Below are 21,007 nucleotides of genomic sequence, written 5' to 3' on the forward strand. Positions count from 1 at the left end.
CGCCACGCATGGAGTGAATGGCCTGCTCTCAAGTTCCGTCGGGCCAGCTGCCTTATGCCTGTCCGGCCTGCACGACCGTCACCGCGATCATGTGGTAGGCGTCGTCGGCGGTGCAGCCGCGTGAGAGGTCGTTGGCGGGTTTGGCGAGGCCCTGCAGGATCGGGCCGATCGCGTCGGCACCGCCGATGCGCTGGGCGATCTTGTAGCCAATGTTGGCGGCGTCGAGATTGGGGAAGACGAAGACGTTTGCCTCGCCATGCAGTGCCGAGTTGGGCGCCTTGGCCGCGCTTACCGCTTCGACGAATGCCGTGTCGAATTGCAGCTCGCCGTCGATGACGAGATCCGGGGCAGAGGCGTGCACCAGCCTTGTCGCTTCGATGACCTTCGACACGCGCTCGTGCGCAGCGCTGCCATTGGTCGAGAACGACAGCATCGCCACCTTGGCTGTGGCACCCGCCAGCGCTTCATAGGAGCGCGCCGACATGCGGGCGATGTCCGCAAGGCCTGTCGCATCGGGATCGACCACCAGGCCGCAATCGGCAAAGACGAAAGCGCCCTTCTTCACATGGTGCGGTTGGCACAGCATCATCAGGAAGAAGCTGGACACGAGCCCGACGCCGGGTGCGCGGCCGATGCATTGCAGCGCTGCCCGCACGGTATCGGCGGTGGTGGCGACAGCGCCGCCGACCGTGCCGTCGGCAAGGCCCTCGCGCACCATCATGGCGGCAAAGACATGCGGCGAGCGCAGTGCGTCGCGCGCCGCCAATTCGTCGATGCCCTTGGCCCTGCGCAACTGGTGGAATGCCCCGATGAGACGAGGCGTCAGCGACGAGACTTCGGGGTCTTCTGTCTGGAACCCTGCCGGACTTGAGCCGGCTTCGGCGACGCGCCTTTCGATGACGGAGCTGTTGCCGATTAGGATGATCTGGGCGAGGCCCGCGGCCTGTGCCCGGACAGCCGCTGCAACGATGCGCGGGTCCTCGCCTTCGGCGAGCACGATGCGCTTCGGCGCCTTTTTTGCGGCTTCGATGATGCGGTCGAGCGGCTTCATACAGTCCCCCCCAGATGCCGGCCTGCCCGGAAAGCTCCGGGCAGGCCGTGTTGGTGTTGTCAGGCGCGCTGCTGCGGTCGCATGTCGGAGCGCTCAATGCCGGCAACAGGCACCGGTTTCTTCATCGCGTCGCGGCGGAAGGGCTCGCCGAGTTCCTGGTTGAGGATGACCTCGACGAATGTCGTCACCCCATTGACCTGGTCGCCGATCGCCTTGGCGAGTGCCTCCGTCAGCTTCGCCGGGGTGTCGACGACGACGCCCTTGAGGCCGCAGCCCTCGGCGACCTTGGCGTAGCTGAGATTGGGATTGAGCTCGGTGCCGACGAAGTTGTTGGCGTACCACAGCGTCGTGTTGCGCTTTTCGGCACCCCACTGGTAGTTGCGGAAGATCACCATTGTTATCGCCGGCCAGCCTTCGCGGCCGATGGCGCCCATTTCGTTCATCGAGATGCCGAAGGCGCCGTCGCCGGCGAAGCCGACCACCGGCACGTCGGGGCAGCCGATCTTGGCGCCGACGATCGACGGGAAGCCGTAGCCACAGGGGCCGAACATGCCGGGCGCGAGATACTTCCGGCCCTGTTCGAAGCTCGGATAGGCATTGCCGATGGCACAGTTGTTGCCGATGTCGGTGGAGATGATCGCCTCCTTGGGCAGGGCCGCCTGGATCGCGCGCCAGGCCTGGCGCGGCGACATGCGGCCAGCCTCGCGCAGGCGGGCGCTCGCGTTCCACTCGGTGCCGACGTCGTCTTCTTCGTGGTCCATCGACGACAGTTGCTGCAGCCAGGCCGAGCGAGTCTGGTGGATGGCTGCCTTGCGCTGCTCGCGGCCCTCGTTGCCGGCCGATGGCGTCAGCTGTTCGAGGATCTGGCGGGCGACCTGCCGGGCGTCGCCGCAGATGCCGACCGAAACCTTTTTGGTCAGGCCGATGCGGTCGGCATTGATGTCGACCTGGATGATCGAAGCGTTCTTCGGCCAGTAGTCGATGCCATAGCCGGGCAGGGTGGAGAACGGATTGAGGCGGGTGCCGAGCGCCAGCACGACGTCGGCCTTGGCGATCAGCTCCATCGCCGCCTTCGAGCCGTTGTAGCCGAGCGGGCCGACAGCGAGACGGTGGCTGCCGGGGAAGGCGTCATTGTGCTGGTAGCCGCAGCAGACTGGCGCGTCGAGCCGCTCGGCCAAGGCAATCGATTCCGGGATGGCGTTGCCGATGACGACGCCGGCGCCGTTGAGGATGACCGGGAATTTGGCTTCCGACAGCAGGCGGGCGGCTTCCGTGATCGCCTGCGGCCCGCCGGCCGGACGCTCGAAGCGCACGATTGCCGGCAGGTCGACGTCGATGACATGGGTCCAGAAGTCGCGCGGGATGTTGATCTGCGCCGGTGCGCTGCCGCGCCAGGCCTTCTCGATGACGCGGTTCAGCACCTCGGGAATGCGCGAGGGGTCACGCACCTCTTCCTGGTAACAGACCATCTCCTCGAACATCGCCATCTGGTCGACCTCCTGGAAGCCGCCCTGGCCGATGGTCTTGTTGGCCGCCTGCGGCGTGACCATGAGTAGTGGCGTGTGGTTCCAGTAGGCGGTCTTCATCGCGGTGATGAAGCCGGTGACACCGGGGCCGTTCTGGCCGATGGCCATGGACATGGTTCCGGTGGCGCGGCTGAAGCCGTCGGCCATCATGCCGGCATTGGTCTCATGTGCGCAGTCCCAGAACTTGATGCCGGCCTTGGGGAACAGGTCCGACACCGGCATCATGGCCGAGCCGATGATGCCGAAGGCGTGCTCGATGCCGTGCATCTGCAGGACTTTGACGAAGGCTTCTTCGGTGGTCATTTTCATGTTCTTGGTTCCTTTCGAAATCGGGTCGAGAGCGGCCTGGGACGCTCTGGCTTACTAATTGGCGCATCGTGCTTTCCGAAAATCGGGTCCGATTTTCGGGCCGATGCGCTAGAGGATCTCGTCCTTAAGGTAATACCAGCGGTACATTCCCCACTGACCGAGGCGCCGGAACGGCGTCAGCACACCGTGGCTCGGCAGCGGGGAGGTGAAGATCGGCAGGTCGAGGGCGCCGCTCTTGCCGGCCACCATCTGGGCCATGCGGCGGCCGGCCTGCGCCGAATACATGACGCCGTTGCCGCCATAACCCATGGCATAGAACAGCTGCTGCTTCGGGTCGGGCCGGAAGATGCGCGGCATCATATCGTGGCTGACATCGACCCAGCCCCACCAGGAATAATCGACCTCAATGCCGCGCAGGACGGGAAATTTCCGGTGCAGTCCGGCAAGCAGAAGGTCGAGATGTTTCGGGTTGACCGCGTCGCGCCCTGTTATGGCGCTGCGGCTGCCGATCTGCACTCGGCCGTCGGGCAGCATGCGGTAATAGTGGCGCAGCGTGCGCGTGTCGGTCAGCGGGATGCGGGCCTTGAAGTTAAGTATCTCACGCTCGCCTGGCGACAGCGGTCGCGTCACGATCGAGTTGGACAGGATCGGCATCAGCCGATGGCGGGTCAGTTCGTGCAGGCCAGGCGAGGTATAGCCGGCGGTGGCGATGCACACCGTGCGCGCCCTGACGATGCCACCCGGCGTGCGCAGATGGTGGACGCCGCCCTTGAGTTCGCTGCCGAGCACCGGGCTCGACGTGTGCACCTTGGCGCCCAGCTTGCGGGCCAGCCTGAGATAGCCGAAAGCGAGCTTGGCGGCGTGGATGCCCATGCCGTCGGGCTCGTACATCGCCCCCTTGGCCTCGGCGTCACGGACGAAGTCGCTGTGCACCTCCTCACGGCTGACGATGCGGGTCGGGTAACCGAACACCTCGTTGAGCAGGCGCGATTCTTTCTCGAGCGCCGGCATCATCTTGTCGCGGTGGGCGATGTAGAGGTGGCCGCCGTCCTGCGGGTCACAGTCGATCTCGGGCTCGCGGATCAGGTTGCGGAAAAGGTCGAACGCCTCCGATATCTCGCCGTGCAGCTTCCTCGCAACATCGACGCCCCAGCGCTCGATCCATTGCGAGCGCTTGAGCCGGCCAGCCGAGATCTGCGCCTGGCCGCCATTGCGGGTCGAACAGCCCCAGGCAACGCCGTTGGCCTCGAGCACGGTGGCCTTGATGCCATGCTCGCGGGCCAGGTGGATGGCGCAGGAAAGGCCCGTATAGCCGGAGCCGACGATGGCGACGTCGACATCGATGTCTTGGGTCACGGGCCCATCGTCGTCGGGCTGTGGCCCGGCGGTGGCGATCCAGTAGGTCGGCGCGTAGTCCTTGCCTTCGCCCGGATTGGGCGCATGGACCGGATCATAGGCCGGATCGAATGGCTTCCGTCGAGCCATCGTCCGGGCAAGCTGCTGTTCCATCTCCTTGACCTCCCGAGCCTTGCTCAGCCCTTCGCCGCCAGCAGTGGCCGGTTCTTGCGGAAGGCCTGCTTGCGCACGATCTTGCCGCCACCAAGCGTGAACAGGTCGCAGCCCTCGGCCTCGATGCGGCTGCCGTCGGCATTGGTGCCGGAGAAGGTCCATTCCGAGACGGCGCGGTCGCCCTGCACGAAGTGGCCATGGTGAGCCCAGTGGGCGTCAGGCATCGCCTTCCAGACGCCGCTGAAGGCGTTGGCGATCGCTTCGGTGCCCTCGAAGCGGACGCCGTAGACCTCGGGGCCGCCGACGGCGTTGAAGATGCAGTCTTCGGCAAAGAAGCTCATGACGCCGTCGATGTCGTGCCGGTTGAAGGCATCGAAGAGGCTGGCAAGGTCGTCGGCGGTTAGCGACATGGTGTGGTCCTCGTATCTTCGGGGCGGTGCCGGACATGGCTCCGCCAGGGCCGGACGCGCCGGCCAGTTTCGTTGTCTTGGGTGGGCGGAAAGCTCAGCCGGGCGGCGAGGTAGCCGAATGTGCGGACACTGCCATCAGATCTTGCCCTTCCAGGGAATGAGCGTCTTTTCGAGGTAGCGGATCATCAGGTCGAAGGCGAAGGCGAAGACGCCGATGACGATGATGCCCATGATGACCGTGTCGCTGGCGAGGTATTCGGCGGCATTCAGCACCATGAAGCCGAGGCCGCGATGCGCAGCCACCATCTCGGCGGCAACCAGCGTTGTCCAGCCAACCCCGATGCCGATGCGCATGCCGGTGAAAATTTCCGGCAGGGCCGCCTTCAGGATGACGTGGCGGATGACCTGCCCACGGCTGGCGCCCATGGCATAGGCGGCGTGGATCTGCTCGGTCGAGACGGAGCGCACGCCGGCGCGGGCGGCGATCGCCATCGGCGCGAAGATGGCGAGATAGATCAGGAAGACCTTCGGAAACTCGCCGATGCCGAGCCAGATGATGATCAGCGGCAGGTAGGCGAGCGGAGGCAGCGGCCGGTAGAATTCGATGATCGGGTCGAACAGGCCGCGGATCGTGCGGTTGACGCCCATCAATATGCCGACCGGCACGGCGGTCGCCAGCGCCAGGAAGAACGCGCCGAGCACACGCCCGAGGCTCGCCAGCGTGTGTTGGGTCAGGGTCGAATTGGAGACGCCCTCGGTCATCGCGATGACGAACTTGTCCCAGACGGCGACGGGCGAGGGCAGGAAAAGCGGCCTGACCCAGCCCATCTCCGTGACCAGCAGCCAGACCGCGAACAGCACCAGCGCGGTAAGCAGGCTGATATGGCCGCTCATGCCTTCGCCGGGGGCGCCGTAGACCTTGCCGGGGCGGACCGGCTTGGCCTTGGTGAGGCGCTCAAGCATGCGCGAGTTCCGGGTTTCCGGACTGGCGCTCGTCGCCGTAGATGATGCCGAGGATCTGTTCGCGCATGTCGATGAAATCGCGGCTGGACTTGATTGCACGGGCGTTGCCCTCTTCAAGGAAGCGTCTGTTGAAATCGAGCTCGTAGGTGTGGGTGATGCGGCCCGGCCGCGGCGACATGACGATCAGCCGCGAGCCGAGGAACAGCGCCTCCTCGACGCTGTGGGTGATAAAGAAGAACATCTTGTTGGTGAGCTGCCAGACCTTGAGCAGCAGTTCCTGGATGGTTTCGCGGGTCAGCGCGTCGAGCGCTGCCATCGGTTCGTCCATCAGGAGCATGGAGGGATCGCAGGTGAGCGCCCTAGCGATGCCGACGCGCTGCTGCATGCCGCCCGACAGGTGGTAGATCATGTGGCGGTGAAAATCCTGCAGGCCAACAAGCGCAAGATTGCCGGTGGCCAGTTCACGGCGTTCGGCCTTGGCGACACCGCGCAGCTTGAGCCCGAATTCGGTGTTGTCGATGACGTTGAGCCAGGGCAGCAGCGCGTGCTTCTGGAACACGACACCGCGGTCCGCGCCGGGACCGGTGACCTGTCGGCCACCAAGCGTGATGTCGCCGGCGGTCGGCGCCATGAAGCCCGCCATGAGGTTGAGAAGCGTTGTCTTGCCGCAACCCGAGGCCCCGAGCGCCACGACGAAGTCGCCGCTGTTGACTTCGAGGTTTACGCCCTTGAGCGCGACGATCGCCTGGTCGGAATAGAGACCGGGGTAGGTCAGGCTGACATTGCTGACTTTGAGACTTTCCATTTCGCCGGCCTTTCGCAAGCAGAGCAGTCGAATGGTGGGGAGGCCGCCGGCCGGTCTCGACGGGCGGCCTCTCCGGTCTTACTTGGCTGCTTCCTTGGCGTAGCTGCTGTTGACGAAGGGCGCGTAGTCGTCGAGGGCCTTGTCGATCTGCTTCTGGGCGACGAGGAACTTGGCGCTTTCGTTCAGCGCCTTGACGGCGCCGCTGCCCAGCCAGGTGTCCGACGCCTGTTCGGCGGCATCGGGGAACGACAACAGGTTGAGCGCTTCGACGGCGCCCGCGCCATCGCCGCCGATCAGCTTGACGATGCCCTGGACCTGGGGCGAGTCCGCTGTCCAGGTTGCCTTGTTCTTGTTGTAGTCGGCATAGGCGTCGGCCAGGACCTTGGTGAAGGCAGCCATGAACTTCGGATTTGCCGCGGCCCACTTCTTGTCGGCCACCAGGCCATCGAAGGTCGGCACGCTGGCAGCGCCGATGACTTCGGAATCGGCGATCACCTTGCCGTTCTTGAGCAGTTCGGTCAGTGCCGGCGGCCAGACATAGGCCGCGTCGATGTCGCCGCGCTGCCAGGCCGCGATGATCTGCGGCGGCTTCATGTTGAGGATGTTGACCTCGCGCGGGTCGATCTTCCACACCTGTTCGAGACCGACCAGCAGATGGAAGTGCGAGGTCGACACGAAGGGCACGCCGACATTCTTGCCCTTGAGGTCCTCGGGCTTCTCGATGCCCGAGCCGTTGCGTACGGCGAGTGCTTCCGATTTGCCGATGTTGTCGAGGATCCAGAACAGTTCGAGGTCCACGCCGCGGGTGGCGGCTGCGGTGGTACCGGTCGAGCCGATGACGCCGATCGGCACGCTGCCCGAGGCGAGGGCGGTCGAGATGTCGCCACCGGAGCTGAACTGGCGCCAGTCGATCGTGTAGCCGGCCTCCTTCGCGGCCGCATCGAAGCGTCCGTCGGCAATCGCCGTGACGAACGGCCCGACGATCTGCTGGTAGCCGACGACAACTGATGTCTCGGCATAGGCGAGGCAGGAAGTGAAAAGTCCAGCCGCGACAGTCACGGCACCTGCCAATGTCTTGAAAGGCTTGAAATGTATCATTGTTTCCCTCTTTTTGTTTGACGCCGGTTTCCCGGGAACTTGCCGGCTTCGGTGCCGGTCTTGGTTCTGACTTAAAGGGATAATTTAGCTGGGCCGATTGCCTTATATCCAGATTGGAAGTTGAATGATTCCAGATCGGATTTGCAGGCTTTGCTCATGGCGCATGCCACGGTTTCGGAAACAGTCTTCTTCCTCGACAGGGACAGTCGCATCGGCCTGCAGGCGCAGATTCGCGAGACGATCGTTTCTGCGGTGCTGGCCGGCCGCATCCAGCCGGCGGCTCAGCTGCCGTCGACGCGCAAGCTCGCCAGTTATCTCAACATATCGCGCATCACCGTCACACTTGCCTATCAGGAGCTTGCCTCCCAGGGGTATGTCGAGGCGGCGAGCCGCAGCGCCTGGCGCGTCGCCGGCAACCCGCCGATCAGCCTGCCCGAGCCCACGGTCCTCGAACCCGGCGCCGGCTCGATCGACTGGCAGGCCAAGCTCAGCCCGAGCTTCATCGTTGCCAAGCAGATGCGCAAGCCGCTCGACTGGCGACGCTATCCCTATCCGTTCCTCTACGGCCAGATGGACACCTCGCTGTTCGACCTGGCAGCCTGGCGCGACTGTGCCCGACGGGCCCTCGGGCGCGACGATTTCGAGCTGATGGCGGGTGACTTCGCCGCCGCCGACGATGTGCAGCTGGTCAGCTACATTTGCTCGCGCACGCTGCCGAGCCGCGGCATTCGCGCCAATCCTGACGAGATCCTGGTGACGGTCGGCGCCCAGAACGCGCTGTGGATCGTCACCCAGCTTCTGCTGCGCCGGGGCGCGCATGCGGTCTGTGAAAACCCCTGTCATCCCGACATGAGCGCATCGTTGCGGCTGAGCGGAGCGGAGGTGACGGCGGTCGACGTCGACAAGGACGGACTGCCGCCTGAAGCACTGCCGGCAAAGGTCGACGCGGTGTTCGTCACGCCAAGCCACCATTCGCCGACCGGCGCGACGATGCCCGTCGACCGGCGGGCGGCGCTGCTTTCGGCGGCCGCCTCCAAGGATTTCATCATCGTCGAGGACGACTACGAATTCGAGATGAGTTTTCTTGCGCCGCCGTCGCCGGCGCTGAAGGCATTCGATCGCGATGGCCGGGTCCTCTATATCGGCAGCTTTTCGAAGTCGCTGTTTCCTGGCCTGCGGCTCGGCTACCTAGTGGCGCCTGCGCCTGTCATCCGCGAGGCGCGCGCGCTCAGGGCCTTGATGCTGCGTCATCCGCCGGGACATCTGCAGCGGACCGCAGCCTACTTCCTGGCGCTCGGCCATCACGACGCGGTCATCCACCGCATGCGCGGCGAATATCATCGCCGCCATATCGTCATGGCGGATGCGTTGCAGCGTGGGGGTTTTACCATCGCCGGTTCGTCGGCCTTCGGCGGCACGTCTTTCTGGATCGAGGGGCCGGAGGGGCTCGACGCCGACCTGTTGATGAACGAGCTCAGGCAGGACGGCGTGCTGATCGAATCCGGCTCGCCCTTCTTCCCCGACGGCGATGGCCCATGCCGCTTTTTCCGCATGGGCTACTCGTCGATCCCCCGCGCCCGCATCGTCGAAGGGGTGGTGCGGACCGCGGCCCGCGTCAGCCGGTTGCTTGCATCTTGAGCCGGCTCATTTGGCCTTTCGACGTTCGAGATAGGCCGTTGTCTGCAGCGCGATCAGGATCAGTACGGCGCCGATGACGATGCGCTTGTCGGGTACTTCGCCGAAGAAGATGTAGCCGGCGGCTGTGGTCACCACGATGGACAGGTAGCCGATGGGCGCGAGCACGCTGGCCTCGGCCAGTCGATAGGCGCGGAGGAAGCAATATTGGCCGGCCTGGGCGAGCAAGCCGATGCCGAGCAGCGGGATCCAGTCGAGCGGCTTCACCGGCTGCCAGACGAAGATGGCCGGCACGGCGGTGATGACGGCCAGGCCGACCGTGTAGAACACCATCATGACGGTCGTGTTCTCGTCACGTAGGGCGCGGGTCTGGATGATCGCCAGCGAGCCGAAGACGACGGTGCAGAAGACGGCGAGCAGGCCAAGGTTCCACTCGACGCCGCCAGGCGCCAGCATCACCAGAACGCCGGCAAAGGCGAGGGCAGCACCTACCCAGCGCAGCCGCGACACGGTCTCGCCGAGAACGGCGACCGCCATCGCCATGGTGATCAGCGGCCGCGAGAAGGAGAGTGCGTTGACCACCGCCAGCGGCAGCATGGTGTAGGCGAGGAACTGGCTGGTCAGCGCAATCGCATTGCAGCTGATGCGCGAGATATTCTTCCACGGGTGCCGGGTGTGGCGGATGTGATGGCGGTGGCGCCAGATCAGCGGCAGGATGAACATCAGTCCGATCAGTGAGCGGATGAACACCAGCTGGAAGGCCGGATAGACCATGCCCTGCGCCTTGACGAGCGCCGTCATGCCACCGGACACCAGCACCATGTCGGCGAGCACCCACAGGACGCCCTCGCGGTTGGCCTTGCGCCGCTCCTCCCCCGCAGGCAGCGGCGCCTCCTGGTCAGGCTGGCTGGACAAGATTGGCCATCAGCCTGAAGGCGCCGGGGACCAGCTTGTCGAGCTGGTGGTGCAGCACGAGCGAAGTATGGGTGTGGCGGCCCTTGCCGACGGGAGCCGAAACGATGGCGCCGAGCAGCGGCTGCTCGTTGACGTCGTGCATCGACACCAGCGGCTGGTAGGCATCGTCCCAGCGGGCGGCGAAATAGAGCCCGCGCTCCTTGTCCCAGCCGGACCAGTCCTGCGGGCCGATGGCATTCGGGCCCTTCAACAGGACGTGGTCCGGCGCGAGCACCGTGACCTCTGCATTGGGATCCGTTACGCGCCAGCGTAAAGACGGCGAGCCGATCTCGAGTTTCCTCGGCGGCGTCGCTAGTGGATCCCAACCGTCGGTCGGGCGGTGATAGAGCGTGACGAGATGGCCGCCGTCCTCGACGAAACGGTGCAGCTTTTCGGTGGCTGCCGCGAGGTCCTTGCGGATACCGAAGGCGAAGATGCCGATGACGATCGTGGTGTAGCGGCTGAGGTCGCCCGCCAGCGCCTTGGCGTCGAGTTCGGTGACGTCGAGGCCCATGCGTGAAAGCCAGAGGCCGACGCGGTCGGCACCGGCACCGACATAACCGACGACAGCACCTTCGGGCAGCGTGAGGTCGAGCGCCAAAAGCCTGAGCGTCTCAGGCTGGCGATGGGTGACGCGGCCGATATGGGAGTAGGAGATCGGCGTCAGCCGCAGCGCCGGCCTGCCACCGACCTCAGGCACGATGGTCGTTAGCCCGGCCTCGATATTCTCGGGTGCACGAAGCACCTGGCCGGCTGAGGTTTGCGACAGCGACCAGCCACCTGCCAAGCCGAGCGACACCGGCGCTTGCCTGCCGCTCACCGTCGGCTTGATCGGCCATTCGCGGCGGCTGCCGTCGAGCGGCACCACGATGGCCTCTGGCTCGATGGTGACGGAGCTTGCCGGCAGCAGCGCAAACGGCTCCTCGAGATCAAAGATGGCGTGGGCGACATGGTCGCCGAAGCTGGCGGTCACCAGCACATGCGCCTCGCCATTGCCGGCGAGTGCCGACCAGGCGGGCGCGTAGAGCCTGGAATAGGCAGCATCGCCGGCGGCGGAGACGGAGAAAGTGCGGCGGTTGCCGGCCGTGGTGTCGGCCTTGGCCGAGACCGCGGTCGGAAGCACCGGCTCGACCTTGATCGAGCGGCCGTCGGCGCCGGGTGCGAGGTCGATGGTCAGCGTGCCGGTTTCACCGGGCGACAGCGTCGACGGTAATAGTGTGGCGCGGTCGAAGATGCCGGCAGCCTCGATCAGCGCCGCGTCGATCTCACGCGTCTTGCGGTCGAGGCGGTGGCCATGCAGTTCGAGGAAAGTGGGCGAGGCGCCCTTGCGGGCGGTGTCGATCTGGATGGCCGCTTCGGTGAGGGCGGCAACGATCGCGTCGGCGTTGGGGAAGGCTGTGATTGCCCTGTCGATAGCCGTTGCAGCCGCCTTCAGCGCCTGTGCGACTTCATAGGAAAGGTCCTTCGACGACGAGAGATCGGCGAGCGAGGCCGGCAGACCGTCGAGCACGGACTTTTCCGCTTTCGCGCCGTCCTCGGCCAGAAGCAGGTGCAGCGGCCAGGAATCTTTCACCCGGTCGCGCCAGTAACCCATGCCCTGCGAGGCGTGATAGTAGCGCGACCACTCGCCGATGCGGTCGTATTCGGCGCCGGTGGCAGGTTCGCGGCCTGATGCCTCGACGAAAACAGTGGCATCCGGCGGAGGCACCTCGTCGTCATAGGTGTCGCCGCCGCCGGACCATGCCGGCAGGTAGTATTTCGCCACCTGCCACGGGCTCATGCCCTCGGCGAAATGCTCGGGAAAGGCTTCCGGATCGGCGGCCAGGCGGATCGCCGTCTCGGCGGCGCGGGTCATGGCGCGGTGATGGCCATGCTGTCCCGGAACGTCGAGGAAGGTCGGGATGACGATATCAGGGCGTTCGCTGCGATAGGCGCGCACAAGGCGCTCGACCGTACGCTGTTCGCCCCAGCGGGTGAAGGTCTGGTCGCCGTCCTTGGAGAAGCCGAAATCGTGGACGGCATCCTCCGGGCCGTGGCCGAGCCAGTGGACATCGCAATCCAGGGCGCGGGCTGCTTCTTCCATTTCGCGCGAGCGCATCATGCCGAGCACGCCGAGCCGCTCCGGCCCGAGCGAGTTCTGGCCGCCTTCGCCGCGCGTCGAGCAGGCGACGATGACGCGCATGCCTAGCCCGAGGCGGAAAAAGGCGAGCATGCCGCTCTGCTCGTCGTCGGGATGGGCGCCCGTGTTCATCATCGTGACGGTGGACTTCAGCCGGCTCAGGGCCCGGTGCAGACGGATGAGCGAAGGGCTGGCCTTCTGTCTCTCGATACGTTCGCGGGCTGTGAGCATGCTAGTCCTCCGGTATGCTGAATGCGGTAGGCTGAAATGTCTGGGCGGCTATTCGGTTGCCGCCGTCTCGAGCTTGGGCGTCACCACCTCGAACAGCGGCAGCGCTGCTGCGCCGAGGGCCGCCGTGTACTGGCCGGTCTGGCCGCGCATCACCCGGGGCAGCGCTCGGGCCCTGCGGCTGGCGACCGAGATCGGCAATGGCCCCATGCCTTCGATCAATTCGTCGATGATGGCGTCCGGCAACATGCCGCCGAGGATGACAGTCTCCGGATCGAGGATGTTTTCGATCATGGCGATCATCGGGGCGAGATGGGCGGCGGCCTCGCCCATCCATTCGACCAGCACCGGATGGCGCTCGGCGTAGAGCCTTTCGAGGTCGGTGAAGTCGCGGTCGGCGATGCCTGCCTCGCCGAGACGCTCGCGCAGAGCATAGACGGAGGCATAACGCTCGAGGCAGCCATGCTGGCCGCAGGGGCAGGCGCGGCCACGCGGCGCAACCACGACATGGCCGATTTCGCCGGCATTGCCGAAGGCGCCGCGGAAGGGCGTGCCGTCCTGGATCATGCCGAGGCCGAGGCCGGCGCCGAAATAGATCATGGCGAAGCTGGAGATCGAATGTCCCGCGCCGAACAGGCGCTCGCCCACGGCTGCAGCATTGGCGTCGTTCTCCACGGTCACCTGCTCGCCGCAGGCCTCGCTCAGAAGACTTGAGGCATCGATGTCGGCCCAGCCGGGCAGAGTGGTCGGGCCGACCGAGGTCATTCCCTCGATCTCGAACGGGCCGGGCATGACGACGCCGATGCCGAGCAGCGGCGCCTTGAAATCCTTGCGAACGGCTTCGAGCTCCGTGCGCAGATGCGCGATCACCTGGCTGGGGCTGGTATCACGCACCGGTGTGATGCGCTTCGAACGCGGCTGGCCGGACAGGTCGAGCACGGTCGCCACCATGTGGTCCGAGGCCATCTCGATACCCATGGTCATGGCGCCGTCGGGATTGACCGCGAACTGGATCGGCGGTTGGCCACGGCCTGAGCGCAGGCGCCCGGTCTCCATCAACAGGTTTTCGCTCACCAGTTCGTCGACGATGTTGGCGATTGCCTGTGCGGTCAGATGGGTCAGCCGGGCGATATGCATCCGCCCCAGCGAGCCGTGACGGCGCACGACATCGAGCACCACGCGTCGGTTGTGATCGCGGCTGCGCTCGGGATTCTTGCCCAATGTGACCTGATGCGTGCTTCCAGGCTGAAAAGCCATTTCGCCCATCCTGACCTTTTCCGCAAAACTGATAACGCGGAAGTCCGTCCAGCCGCAATAGATTAATTCAAGTAGATTATCTTATTGACAAACGGCTGATGAAAGGGAACCGTAGAGGCAGTATGCGGGGAGGATCCGCAGCTCCTTGGTGTCAGTGTTGTCGGGCGTGGACCGCCCGCGTTCGATGACCCATGAATTTAAGCGAGTGGCCCGTTTCTCGATCGAACGAGAAAATTTGGGCCAAGGGGATAATGGTCGCTCGTGGTTCGGGAAATCCGACGGGCGCATTTGGAGGCTACTATGCGTAAAGCAACCTTGTTTGCCGGTCTGATCGCCGGTTTCAGCACACTGGCCATGAACGCGGCCCAGGCCGTCGAGATCGAGTACTGGCAGTATGTCTTCGAGACCCGCGTCAAGGCGATGGATCAGCTGATCGAGAATTTCGAGAAGGCCAATCCCGGTATCACCGTCAAGCAGACGACCTTCCCCTACGCCGATTACCAGACCCGCGTGATCGCGGCGAAGATGGGTGGCCAGGGCCCCGACGTCATGCAGCTGTTCTACGGCTGGCTCGACAAGTTTGTGGCCGGCGGCCTGCTGCAGCCGCTGCCGACCGATGCCTTCCCGCATGACAAGATCGAGAGCGAGTTCTTCCCGATCGTTTCGGCCATGAAGCGCGGCGAGGACTATTACGGCCTGCCGACCGCGGTGCGCTCGCTGGCCCTGTTCTACAACAAGAAGCTGTTCACCGAGGCTGGCCTCGACCCGGCCAACCCGCCGAAGACGCTGGACGAGTTCGTCGCGGCTGCCGAGAAGCTGACCAAGCGTGACGCCAGCGGCAACCTCGTGGTCGCCGGCTCGACCCTCGACATGGGCGGCCAGGATCATCAGTGGTGGCGTGAAGTGCTGGTCCGCCAGTTCGGCGGCGAGCCCTACACGGACGGCGACCGCAAGGTGGCTTACAACACCGAGGCCGGCGAAAAGGCACTGAAGTTCTACACCGACCTGCAGCTCGAGAAGAAGATCGGCCAGGCCGGCTTCATGGATGAAGGCCAGGCGGCCTTCCGCGCCGGCATGGCAGGCATGACCATCGACGGCACCTTCCGTCTCGGCGCCTTCAAGTCGATCGAGGGCTTCGAGTGGGGTGTGACCGAGCTTCCGGCCAATGCCGAGGGCAAGCGTTCGAACTACGCCAGCTACTTCGCCAACGGCATCAGCTCGAAGACCGAGGGCGAGAAGCTCGAGGCCTCCAAGAAGTTCCTGGCCTACATCTCCTCGCCTGAAGCCATGGACGTCTGGTTGAAGACCGTCGGCGAACTGCCGGCGCGCCGTTCGGCCGCGATGACCGACGCCAATCTGGCCGACCCGATCTACGGTCCGTTCCTGAAGGGTCTGGAATACGCCCACACCACGATGTTCGTGGATGAGGCCGCCCAGCGCCAGAACACCATCGACATGACCAACCGCGTTCTGCTCGAAGGCCAGTCGGTGAAGGACTCGCTCGCCGCCGGCGCGACCGCCGAGCAGGCGATCATCGACGGCGCGGCCAAGTAAGGCCGGGGCACCAATGACTGTGGCAGCGGATCGACAGGGGGCGGCGGTGAGCCGCCCCGGCGGAACCTTCTGGGACCGCCGTTCCATGCGGACGAAACGGCTGGTTTGGGTGTGGAGCTTCCTCGCCCTGCCGATCCTGTTCTATTCGGTCATCCGCTTCTATCCCACCATCGAGGCCTTCTGGCTCTCGCTGACCAACTGGGACCTTCTCAAGCCGCCACAGTTCATCGGGCTGGCGAACTACCAGAAGCTGTTCGCCGACCCGCAATTCTGGAAGGTGTTCAAGAACACCTTCGCCTATCTGCTCATCGGTACGCCGATCAGCCTGCTGATATCGTTCGTCATCGCGTTCTATCTCGACCGCGTGCGGTTCATGCACGGGCTGATCCGCGGACTGTATTTCCTGCCGTATCTCACCACCGCGGCGGCCATGGCCTGGGTGTGGCGCTGGTTCTACCAGCCGGCCCCCATCGGCGTGATCAACAATGCGCTTGGTGTCATCGGCATCCCGCAGCAGCAGTTCATCCGCTCGGTCGACCAGGCGCTGCCGTCGATCATGGTCACCGCCATCTGGGCCGGTCTCGGCTTTCAGATCATCATCTTCATGGCCGGCCTACGCGCCATCCCCAACACCTTCTATGAGGCCGCCCGCATCGACGGTCTCGGCGAATGGGCGATCCTGCGCAAGATCACGCTGCCGCTGCTCAAGCCCACCACCGTCTTCCTGGTCGTGTTCTCGTCGATCGGGTTCCTGCGCATTTTCGACCAGGTCTACAACATGACCACCAACGATCCGGGCGGGCCGCTCGGCTCGACCAAGCCGCTGGTGCTGATGATCTACCAGACCGCGTTTTCGTCCTATGCGATGGGCTATGCGGCGGCGCAGACGGTCGTGCTGTTCTCCATCCTGCTCTGCGTATCGCTGCTGCAGCTCTGGATCCTGAGGGAAAAGAAATGAGTGCCGTTACCGAAACCCCGGCGCTCTCCCACGCCAGTCTCCGCCCCGGCCGTATTGTCGTCTGGACGCTTTTGTTCATCGGCGGCCTGATCATGGTCACGCCGTTGGCCTTCATGTTCTCGACGTCGCTGAAGACGGCCGGACAGGTTTATGACCTCAGGCTGATCCCTTCGGCGCCGACGCTGCAGAACTACATCACCATTCTCGCCGACGGGCGCTTCATGCGCTGGTTCATGAACTCGATGATCGTGGCAGTGGCCGTCACCGTCTCCAACGTGTTCTTCGACAGCCTCGTCGGCTACACGCTCGCCAAGTTCGAGTTCCGCGGCCGCTACTTCATCTTCCTCGCCATCCTGTCGACACTGATGATTCCGACCGAGATGCTCGTCATCCCATGGTACCTGATGTCGGCCAATCTCGGCTGGCTGGACAGTTACTGGGGCATCATGTTCCCGGGCATGATGACGGCCTTCGGCACTTTCCTGATGAAGCAGTTCTTCGAAGGCGTGCCCAACGACTTCCTCGAGGCGGCGCGCGTCGACGGCCTCAACGAGTTCCAGATCTGGTGGAAGGTGGCGATGCCGCTGGTGACACCGGCACTGTCGGCGCTCGCAATCTTCACTTTCCTCGGCAACTGGACGGCTTTCTTCTGGCCGCTGATCGTCACCACCAGCCGCGATCTCTACACGCTGCCGGTCGGTCTCTCGAGCTTCGCCGTCGAACAGTCCATCCAGTGGGAGATGATCATGACGGGTGCGGCGATCGCCACCCTGCCGACGCTGATCGTCTTCCTCGTGCTCCAGCGCTACATCGTCCGCGGCGTCATGCTCGCCGGGCTCAAGGGATAAAAAATGCCTGAACTGAACCCGAGGCTCTCCGACAAGAGCGTCTTTCCCGATCCCGTCTACAAGGAGACGGTGCTTCGGCCGCTATTCGACGGCGCCAAGACCCACCATGTCGACGGCTTCCGCGCCATCGACCGCGCTCATCTGGTGATGCTGACCGAAACCGGCATCCTCGACAAGAAGCAGGCTTCGGCGATTGCCGGCGCCTTGGAGGCGATCGACCGCGAGGTCGATCCGTCGAAGCTCGAATACACCGGTGAGGTCGAAGACTTCTTCTTCCTGATCGAGAAGGAACTGAAGGCGCGTCTCGGACCCGACGTTGCCGGCCGCCTGCACACGTCGCGTTCGCGTAACGACATCGACCACACGCTCTTCAAGCTCGGCCTCAAGCAGCGCATCGACGCGCTGATGGTCAAAGCACGGGCATTGCTGTCGGCGATGATCGACACCGCCGAGCGCGAGAAGGCCACGCTGGTCGTTGCCTACACCCACGGCCAGCCGGCGCAGCCCTCGACCTTCGGCCACTATCTGTCGGCTGCCATCGAGGTTTTGATCCGCGATATCGAGCGTTTCGAGGAAGCGCGGAAAATCGTCGACCTATCGCCGATGGGCGCCGCCGCCATCACCACCTCGGGCTTCCCGATCGACCGCCAGCGCGTCGCCGCGCTGCTTGGCTTTGCAGCGCCGCTGCGCAACTCCTACAGCTGCATTGCCGCGTCCGACTACATCACCTCGACCTACTCGGCGATCGAGCTGATGTTCTTGCATCTCGGCCGCCTGATCCAGGACTTCCAGTTCTGGACCGCCTTCGAGGTCGGACAGATCTACGTGCCAAACGCCTTCGTGCAGATCTCCTCGATCATGCCGCAGAAGCGTAACCCGGTTCCGATCGAGCACATGCGCCTGTTGGCCAGCCAGACCATGGGCCGGGCGCGCACGGTGCTCGGCGTCATCCACAACACGCCGTTCACCGACATGAACGACAGCGAGGGTGAAACCCAGTCGATGGGCTACGAGGCGTTCGTTGCCGCCGGCCGGGTGCTGGACCTGCTCGCTGCCTTCGTCGGTGCGATTAAGATCGATCCGGAGCGGGTGGCAGACAACATCCGCCGCTCCTGCATCACCATCACCGAACTTGCCGACTCGCTCGTCCGCATCGAGGGGCTGTCCTTCCGCGAGGCGCACGAGATCGCCGCTACCGTCGCCAAGGCGGTGGTGGCTGCCGGCGGCGGGCTCGCCAAGGATGGCTATGGGCCGTTCCTCGACGCCTTCAGGTATTCGACCGGGCGCGAGCCGTCCTTCGGTCGCGACAAGTTCGAAGAGATCGTGTCGCCGGATCATTTCGTTGCCGTACGCGACCGCTTCGGCGGCCCGGCTCCCGAGCCGATGGCAGAGGCGTTGAGCGTCTACAGGAACAAGGCAGCAGCTTTCGAAGCCGCTGCACAAGAGCATGCCGGGCACGAGGCGAAAGCCGCGAAGGAACTCGGCGAGAAATTCAAGGCGTTGGTGGAGGCGCTCTGATGGCGACGATCGAACTCGAAAAGCTGGTCAAGCGCTATGGCAAAGTTGATGTCGTGCGCGGCATCGACCTGCAGATCGCCGATGGCGAATTTGTCGTCTTCGTCGGCCCGTCCGGCTGTGGCAAGTCGACGACGCTGCGCATGATCGCCGGCCTCGAAGACATCTCCGGCGGCACGCTGAGGATCGCCGGCGACGTGGTCAATGAGCGCGAGCCCAAGCAGCGCAACATCGCCATGGTGTTCCAGAACTACGCCATCTATCCGCATATGAGCGTACGCCAGAACATTGGCTTCGGCCTCTACACCTCGAAACTGTCCAAGGCCGAGAAAGACAAGCGTATCGAGGACGCCGCGCGCATCCTCGGTCTCGAAGCCTATCTCGAGCGTCGCCCGGCGGCCCTGTCCGGCGGCCAGCGCCAGCGCGTCGCCATCGGCCGCGCAATGGTGCGCAACCCCTCCGCCTTCCTGTTCGACGAGCCTCTTTCCAACCTCGACGCTCAGCTGCGCTCGCAGATGCGCATCGAGATCAAGCGCCTGCACCAGAGGCTCAAGACCACGACCGTTTACGTCACCCACGACCAGGTCGAGGCCATGACCATGGCCGATCGCATCGTCGTCATGCGCGACGGGCACATTCTGCAGGTGGGCACGCCGACCGATCTCTATGAGAACCCGGTCGATGTGTTTACCGCCCGTTTCATCGGCAGCCCGTCGATGAACCTGGTGCCTGGCCGCAAGAACGGCCATGGCGCAGAGCTGTCGGCCGGCGGCGATCTGCTGATCGGCATTCGCCCGCATGACCTGACCGCGCTCGCTTCGGACGAGAAGGCGGAAGACGGCCTGGTGCTCAACGGCACGGTCACTGCGGTCGAGCCGCTTGGACCCGAGACGCTGGTGCATCTCGACGTCGACGGTGCTGCCGTCATCGCCACTGCACCGGCCAAGTTCATCCCGGCGGCCGGCACCAAGCTTGCCTGTCGCGCGGCTCCGGGCAGCCTTTATCTGTTCGACGCCAAGACCGAGAAAAGCCTGGGCCGGCAATGACTTCGGGAAATGCCAAGCGTCCGGCGGTGCTCAGCATCGGCCGGATCTATTGTGACCTCATCTTCACCGGCCTGGGCTCGTTGCCCGGGCTGGGCAGGGAGGTCTTTGCCCAGGACATGAAGATGGCTGCCGGCGGCGGTGCCTTCATCGCAGCTGCCCATATGGCGCATGCCGGGCGCGAGGTGGCGCTTGTCGCACGCCTCGGCACCGACGCCTTGTCGGCTGGCATCGAGCCCGAACTCAGGGCCAGCGGTGCCGACCTGCAGTTCCTCGAGAAGTCGCCGGGTGCAGGCCCGCAGGTGACCGTCGCCTCGGTCATCGGCAACGATCGCGCCTTCCTGTCGCGCCGTGCCGGCTCCGCATTGCCCGACACGCTCGACGCAGCACTCGCCTGGACGGCGGCAGGTCATCTCCACATCGCCGAATACGCCACGCTGCACGAGATTCCCGATCTAGTGTCGCGCGCCAAGGCGAGGGGTCTCACGGTTTCGCTCGACCCGAGCTGGGACGAGACGCTGATCTACGAGGCCGACCTGCTCGACCGCTGCGCCGGCGTCGACATCTTCTTGCCCAACATGGAAGAGGCGACGGCCATCACCCGCGAGAACGACCCCGTCGCTGCTGTCGAGATGCTGGCCGAGGCCTTCCCGGTTGTTGCGCTCAAGGCGGGCGGCGACGGCGCCTGGCTCAAATCCAAGGGGCAGGTGCTGCATCGCCTTGCGGAAGCAGTGCCCGTCATTGACACGACAGGTGCAGGCGATGCCTTCAACGCTGGCTTCATCGATGCCTGGCTGTCGGGTGAGAACGAGGAAACCTGCCTCGCGGCTGGCATCCACTATGGTAGCCTGGCCGTGCAGGCCGCAGGCGGCTCGGCAATCCTGCGCCGGCCCGAGCATCGCATCGCAAGCTGAGGCTCCGACTTCAGCGCCTGCAACGACCTGTGATTCGGGGCTGTCGAGTCTTTCTTCGCCCGCCAAAAGCCTTCTGGCGGGCGCGAAGGGCGCATGTTTCCCGAGATAGCGGGTCGGCGGCCGCGATTTATTTGCATGCAAAGTATTTTTGCCGCTGCCGTCGCTAATCTCCGCGACGATTTCAGCATTACTTCAACCTGCTAATAAGCGCGCAGGTTGTGCATCTCAGGGTTGAAAATATCCTTTCCTTCGCCCGAAAACAACACGCGTCAGCCTGTGTTGCATAATAATTACAATCACTTGTGAAATGC

At 64.6% G+C, this 21,007-nt stretch carries 17 protein-coding genes; 7 read left to right on the plus strand and 10 right to left on the minus strand.

The features are described 5' to 3' along the window. Positions 1–52: 52 nt before the first annotated feature. The 7 genes from pta to tauA all read right to left on the minus strand — a co-directional run bounded on the left by pta (position 53) and on the right by tauA (position 7,671). Complete coding sequence (gene pta / locus B015_RS0126800) at positions 53–1,051, minus strand: phosphate acetyltransferase (RefSeq protein WP_018430845.1); 999 nt, start codon at positions 1,049–1,051, stop codon at positions 53–55. A 59-nt stretch (positions 1,052–1,110) separates the two neighbouring features. Beyond that, positions 1,111–2,886 (minus strand): sulfoacetaldehyde acetyltransferase, encoded by a 1,776-nt coding sequence (gene xsc, locus B015_RS0126805; protein WP_018430846.1) that lies wholly within the window; start codon positions 2,884–2,886, stop codon positions 1,111–1,113. Between the two features lie 108 nt (positions 2,887–2,994). After that, the gene (locus tag B015_RS0126810) at positions 2,995–4,395 is read right to left on the minus strand and encodes an FAD-binding oxidoreductase (protein ID WP_018430847.1); all 1,401 of its coding nucleotides are present in this window, start codon (positions 4,393–4,395) and stop codon (positions 2,995–2,997) included. A 23-nt stretch (positions 4,396–4,418) separates the two neighbouring features. Further along, positions 4,419–4,805 (minus strand): nuclear transport factor 2 family protein, encoded by a 387-nt coding sequence (locus tag B015_RS0126815; protein ID WP_018430848.1) that lies wholly within the window; start codon positions 4,803–4,805, stop codon positions 4,419–4,421. Between the two features lie 135 nt (positions 4,806–4,940). Then, entirely contained in the window at positions 4,941–5,768 is an 828-nt protein-coding gene (locus B015_RS0126820; RefSeq protein ID WP_018430849.1) for an ABC transporter permease subunit, read from the minus strand. Further along, a complete protein-coding gene (locus tag B015_RS0126825) occupies positions 5,761–6,573 on the minus strand; it encodes a taurine ABC transporter ATP-binding protein (RefSeq protein ID WP_018430850.1) in 813 nt (270 codons plus the stop codon). Before B015_RS0126825 ends, B015_RS0126820 begins: the two co-directional genes overlap by 8 nt. Positions 6,574–6,651: 78 nt before the next feature. Further along, on the minus strand, positions 6,652–7,671 hold the full coding sequence (tauA, locus tag B015_RS0126830; RefSeq protein ID WP_018430851.1) for a taurine ABC transporter substrate-binding protein: 1,020 nt from the start codon (positions 7,669–7,671) through the stop codon (positions 6,652–6,654). Between the two features lie 156 nt (positions 7,672–7,827). Here tauA and B015_RS0126835 point away from each other — a divergent pair, with 156 nt between their 5' ends. Beyond that, positions 7,828–9,309 (plus strand): PLP-dependent aminotransferase family protein, encoded by a 1,482-nt coding sequence (locus tag B015_RS0126835; protein ID WP_018430852.1) that lies wholly within the window; start codon positions 7,828–7,830, stop codon positions 9,307–9,309. Between the two features lie 6 nt (positions 9,310–9,315). Here B015_RS0126835 and B015_RS0126840 read toward each other — a convergent pair whose 3' ends face one another. From B015_RS0126840 to B015_RS0126850, 3 genes are read right to left on the minus strand one after another with little or no spacing between them, the layout of a single operon-like run. Further along, positions 9,316–10,191 (minus strand): DMT family transporter, encoded by an 876-nt coding sequence (locus tag B015_RS0126840; RefSeq protein ID WP_026227774.1) that lies wholly within the window; start codon positions 10,189–10,191, stop codon positions 9,316–9,318. A gap of 13 nt (positions 10,192–10,204) precedes the next feature. Beyond that, positions 10,205–12,610: a PIG-L deacetylase family protein gene (locus B015_RS0126845; RefSeq protein ID WP_018430854.1), complete on the minus strand. Its 2,406-nt coding sequence runs from the start codon at positions 12,608–12,610 to the stop codon at positions 10,205–10,207. Positions 12,611–12,658: 48 nt separating this feature from the next. After that, the gene (locus B015_RS0126850) at positions 12,659–13,864 is read right to left on the minus strand and encodes an ROK family protein (protein ID WP_026227775.1); all 1,206 of its coding nucleotides are present in this window, start codon (positions 13,862–13,864) and stop codon (positions 12,659–12,661) included. A 300-nt stretch (positions 13,865–14,164) separates the two neighbouring features. Here B015_RS0126850 and B015_RS0126855 point away from each other — a divergent pair, with 300 nt between their 5' ends. The 6 genes from B015_RS0126855 to B015_RS0126880 all read left to right on the plus strand — a co-directional run bounded on the left by B015_RS0126855 (position 14,165) and on the right by B015_RS0126880 (position 20,696). Beyond that, on the plus strand, positions 14,165–15,418 hold the full coding sequence (locus B015_RS0126855) for an extracellular solute-binding protein (protein ID WP_018430856.1): 1,254 nt from the start codon (positions 14,165–14,167) through the stop codon (positions 15,416–15,418). 85 nt (positions 15,419–15,503) lie between these two features. After that, positions 15,504–16,376 (plus strand): sugar ABC transporter permease, encoded by an 873-nt coding sequence (locus B015_RS0126860; RefSeq protein WP_018430857.1) that lies wholly within the window; start codon positions 15,504–15,506, stop codon positions 16,374–16,376. Then, positions 16,373–17,224, plus strand: a complete 852-nt coding sequence (locus B015_RS0126865) for a carbohydrate ABC transporter permease (protein ID WP_018430858.1) — start codon at positions 16,373–16,375, stop codon at positions 17,222–17,224. Before B015_RS0126860 ends, B015_RS0126865 begins: the two co-directional genes overlap by 4 nt. Before the next feature lie 3 nt (positions 17,225–17,227). Then, the gene (gene argH / locus B015_RS0126870; RefSeq protein ID WP_018430859.1) at positions 17,228–18,742 is read left to right on the plus strand and encodes an argininosuccinate lyase; all 1,515 of its coding nucleotides are present in this window, start codon (positions 17,228–17,230) and stop codon (positions 18,740–18,742) included. Continuing rightward, positions 18,742–19,785, plus strand: coding sequence for a sn-glycerol-3-phosphate ABC transporter ATP-binding protein UgpC (gene ugpC, locus B015_RS0126875; RefSeq protein WP_018430860.1), 1,044 nt, complete (start codon positions 18,742–18,744; stop codon positions 19,783–19,785). The genes argH and ugpC overlap by 1 nt, the downstream gene beginning before the upstream one ends. After that, on the plus strand, positions 19,782–20,696 hold the full coding sequence (locus B015_RS0126880) for a PfkB family carbohydrate kinase (RefSeq protein WP_018430861.1): 915 nt from the start codon (positions 19,782–19,784) through the stop codon (positions 20,694–20,696). Before ugpC ends, B015_RS0126880 begins: the two co-directional genes overlap by 4 nt. The last annotated feature ends 311 nt before the right edge of the window (positions 20,697–21,007 follow it).

It is taken from the genome of Hoeflea sp. 108, assembly GCF_000372965.1.
In the GTDB taxonomy this organism is placed as follows: Bacteria; Pseudomonadota; Alphaproteobacteria; order Rhizobiales; family Rhizobiaceae; genus Aminobacter.

Excerpts from the sequence above, each read along its gene's own strand:
- pta (WP_018430845.1), bottom strand. The coding sequence starts at position 1,051 with ATGAAGCCGCTCGACCGCATCATCGAAGCCGCAAAAAAGGCGCCGAAG.
- xsc (WP_018430846.1), bottom strand. The coding sequence starts at position 2,886 with ATGAAAATGACCACCGAAGAAGCCTTCGTCAAAGTCCTGCAGATGCAC.
- B015_RS0126810 (WP_018430847.1), bottom strand. The coding sequence starts at position 4,395 with ATGGAACAGCAGCTTGCCCGGACGATGGCTCGACGGAAGCCATTCGAT.
- B015_RS0126815 (WP_018430848.1), bottom strand. The coding sequence starts at position 4,805 with ATGTCGCTAACCGCCGACGACCTTGCCAGCCTCTTCGATGCCTTCAAC.
- B015_RS0126820 (WP_018430849.1), bottom strand. The coding sequence starts at position 5,768 with ATGCTTGAGCGCCTCACCAAGGCCAAGCCGGTCCGCCCCGGCAAGGTC.
- B015_RS0126825 (WP_018430850.1), bottom strand. The coding sequence starts at position 6,573 with ATGGAAAGTCTCAAAGTCAGCAATGTCAGCCTGACCTACCCCGGTCTC.
- tauA (WP_018430851.1), bottom strand. The coding sequence starts at position 7,671 with ATGATACATTTCAAGCCTTTCAAGACATTGGCAGGTGCCGTGACTGTC.
- B015_RS0126835 (WP_018430852.1), top strand. The coding sequence starts at position 7,828 with ATGGCGCATGCCACGGTTTCGGAAACAGTCTTCTTCCTCGACAGGGAC.
- B015_RS0126845 (WP_018430854.1), bottom strand. The coding sequence starts at position 12,610 with ATGCTCACAGCCCGCGAACGTATCGAGAGACAGAAGGCCAGCCCTTCG.
- B015_RS0126850 (WP_026227775.1), bottom strand. The coding sequence starts at position 13,864 with ATGGCTTTTCAGCCTGGAAGCACGCATCAGGTCACATTGGGCAAGAAT.
- B015_RS0126855 (WP_018430856.1), top strand. The coding sequence starts at position 14,165 with ATGCGTAAAGCAACCTTGTTTGCCGGTCTGATCGCCGGTTTCAGCACA.
- B015_RS0126860 (WP_018430857.1), top strand. The coding sequence starts at position 15,504 with ATGCGGACGAAACGGCTGGTTTGGGTGTGGAGCTTCCTCGCCCTGCCG.
- B015_RS0126865 (WP_018430858.1), top strand. The coding sequence starts at position 16,373 with ATGAGTGCCGTTACCGAAACCCCGGCGCTCTCCCACGCCAGTCTCCGC.
- argH (WP_018430859.1), top strand. The coding sequence starts at position 17,228 with ATGCCTGAACTGAACCCGAGGCTCTCCGACAAGAGCGTCTTTCCCGAT.
- ugpC (WP_018430860.1), top strand. The coding sequence starts at position 18,742 with ATGGCGACGATCGAACTCGAAAAGCTGGTCAAGCGCTATGGCAAAGTT.
- B015_RS0126880 (WP_018430861.1), top strand. The coding sequence starts at position 19,782 with ATGACTTCGGGAAATGCCAAGCGTCCGGCGGTGCTCAGCATCGGCCGG.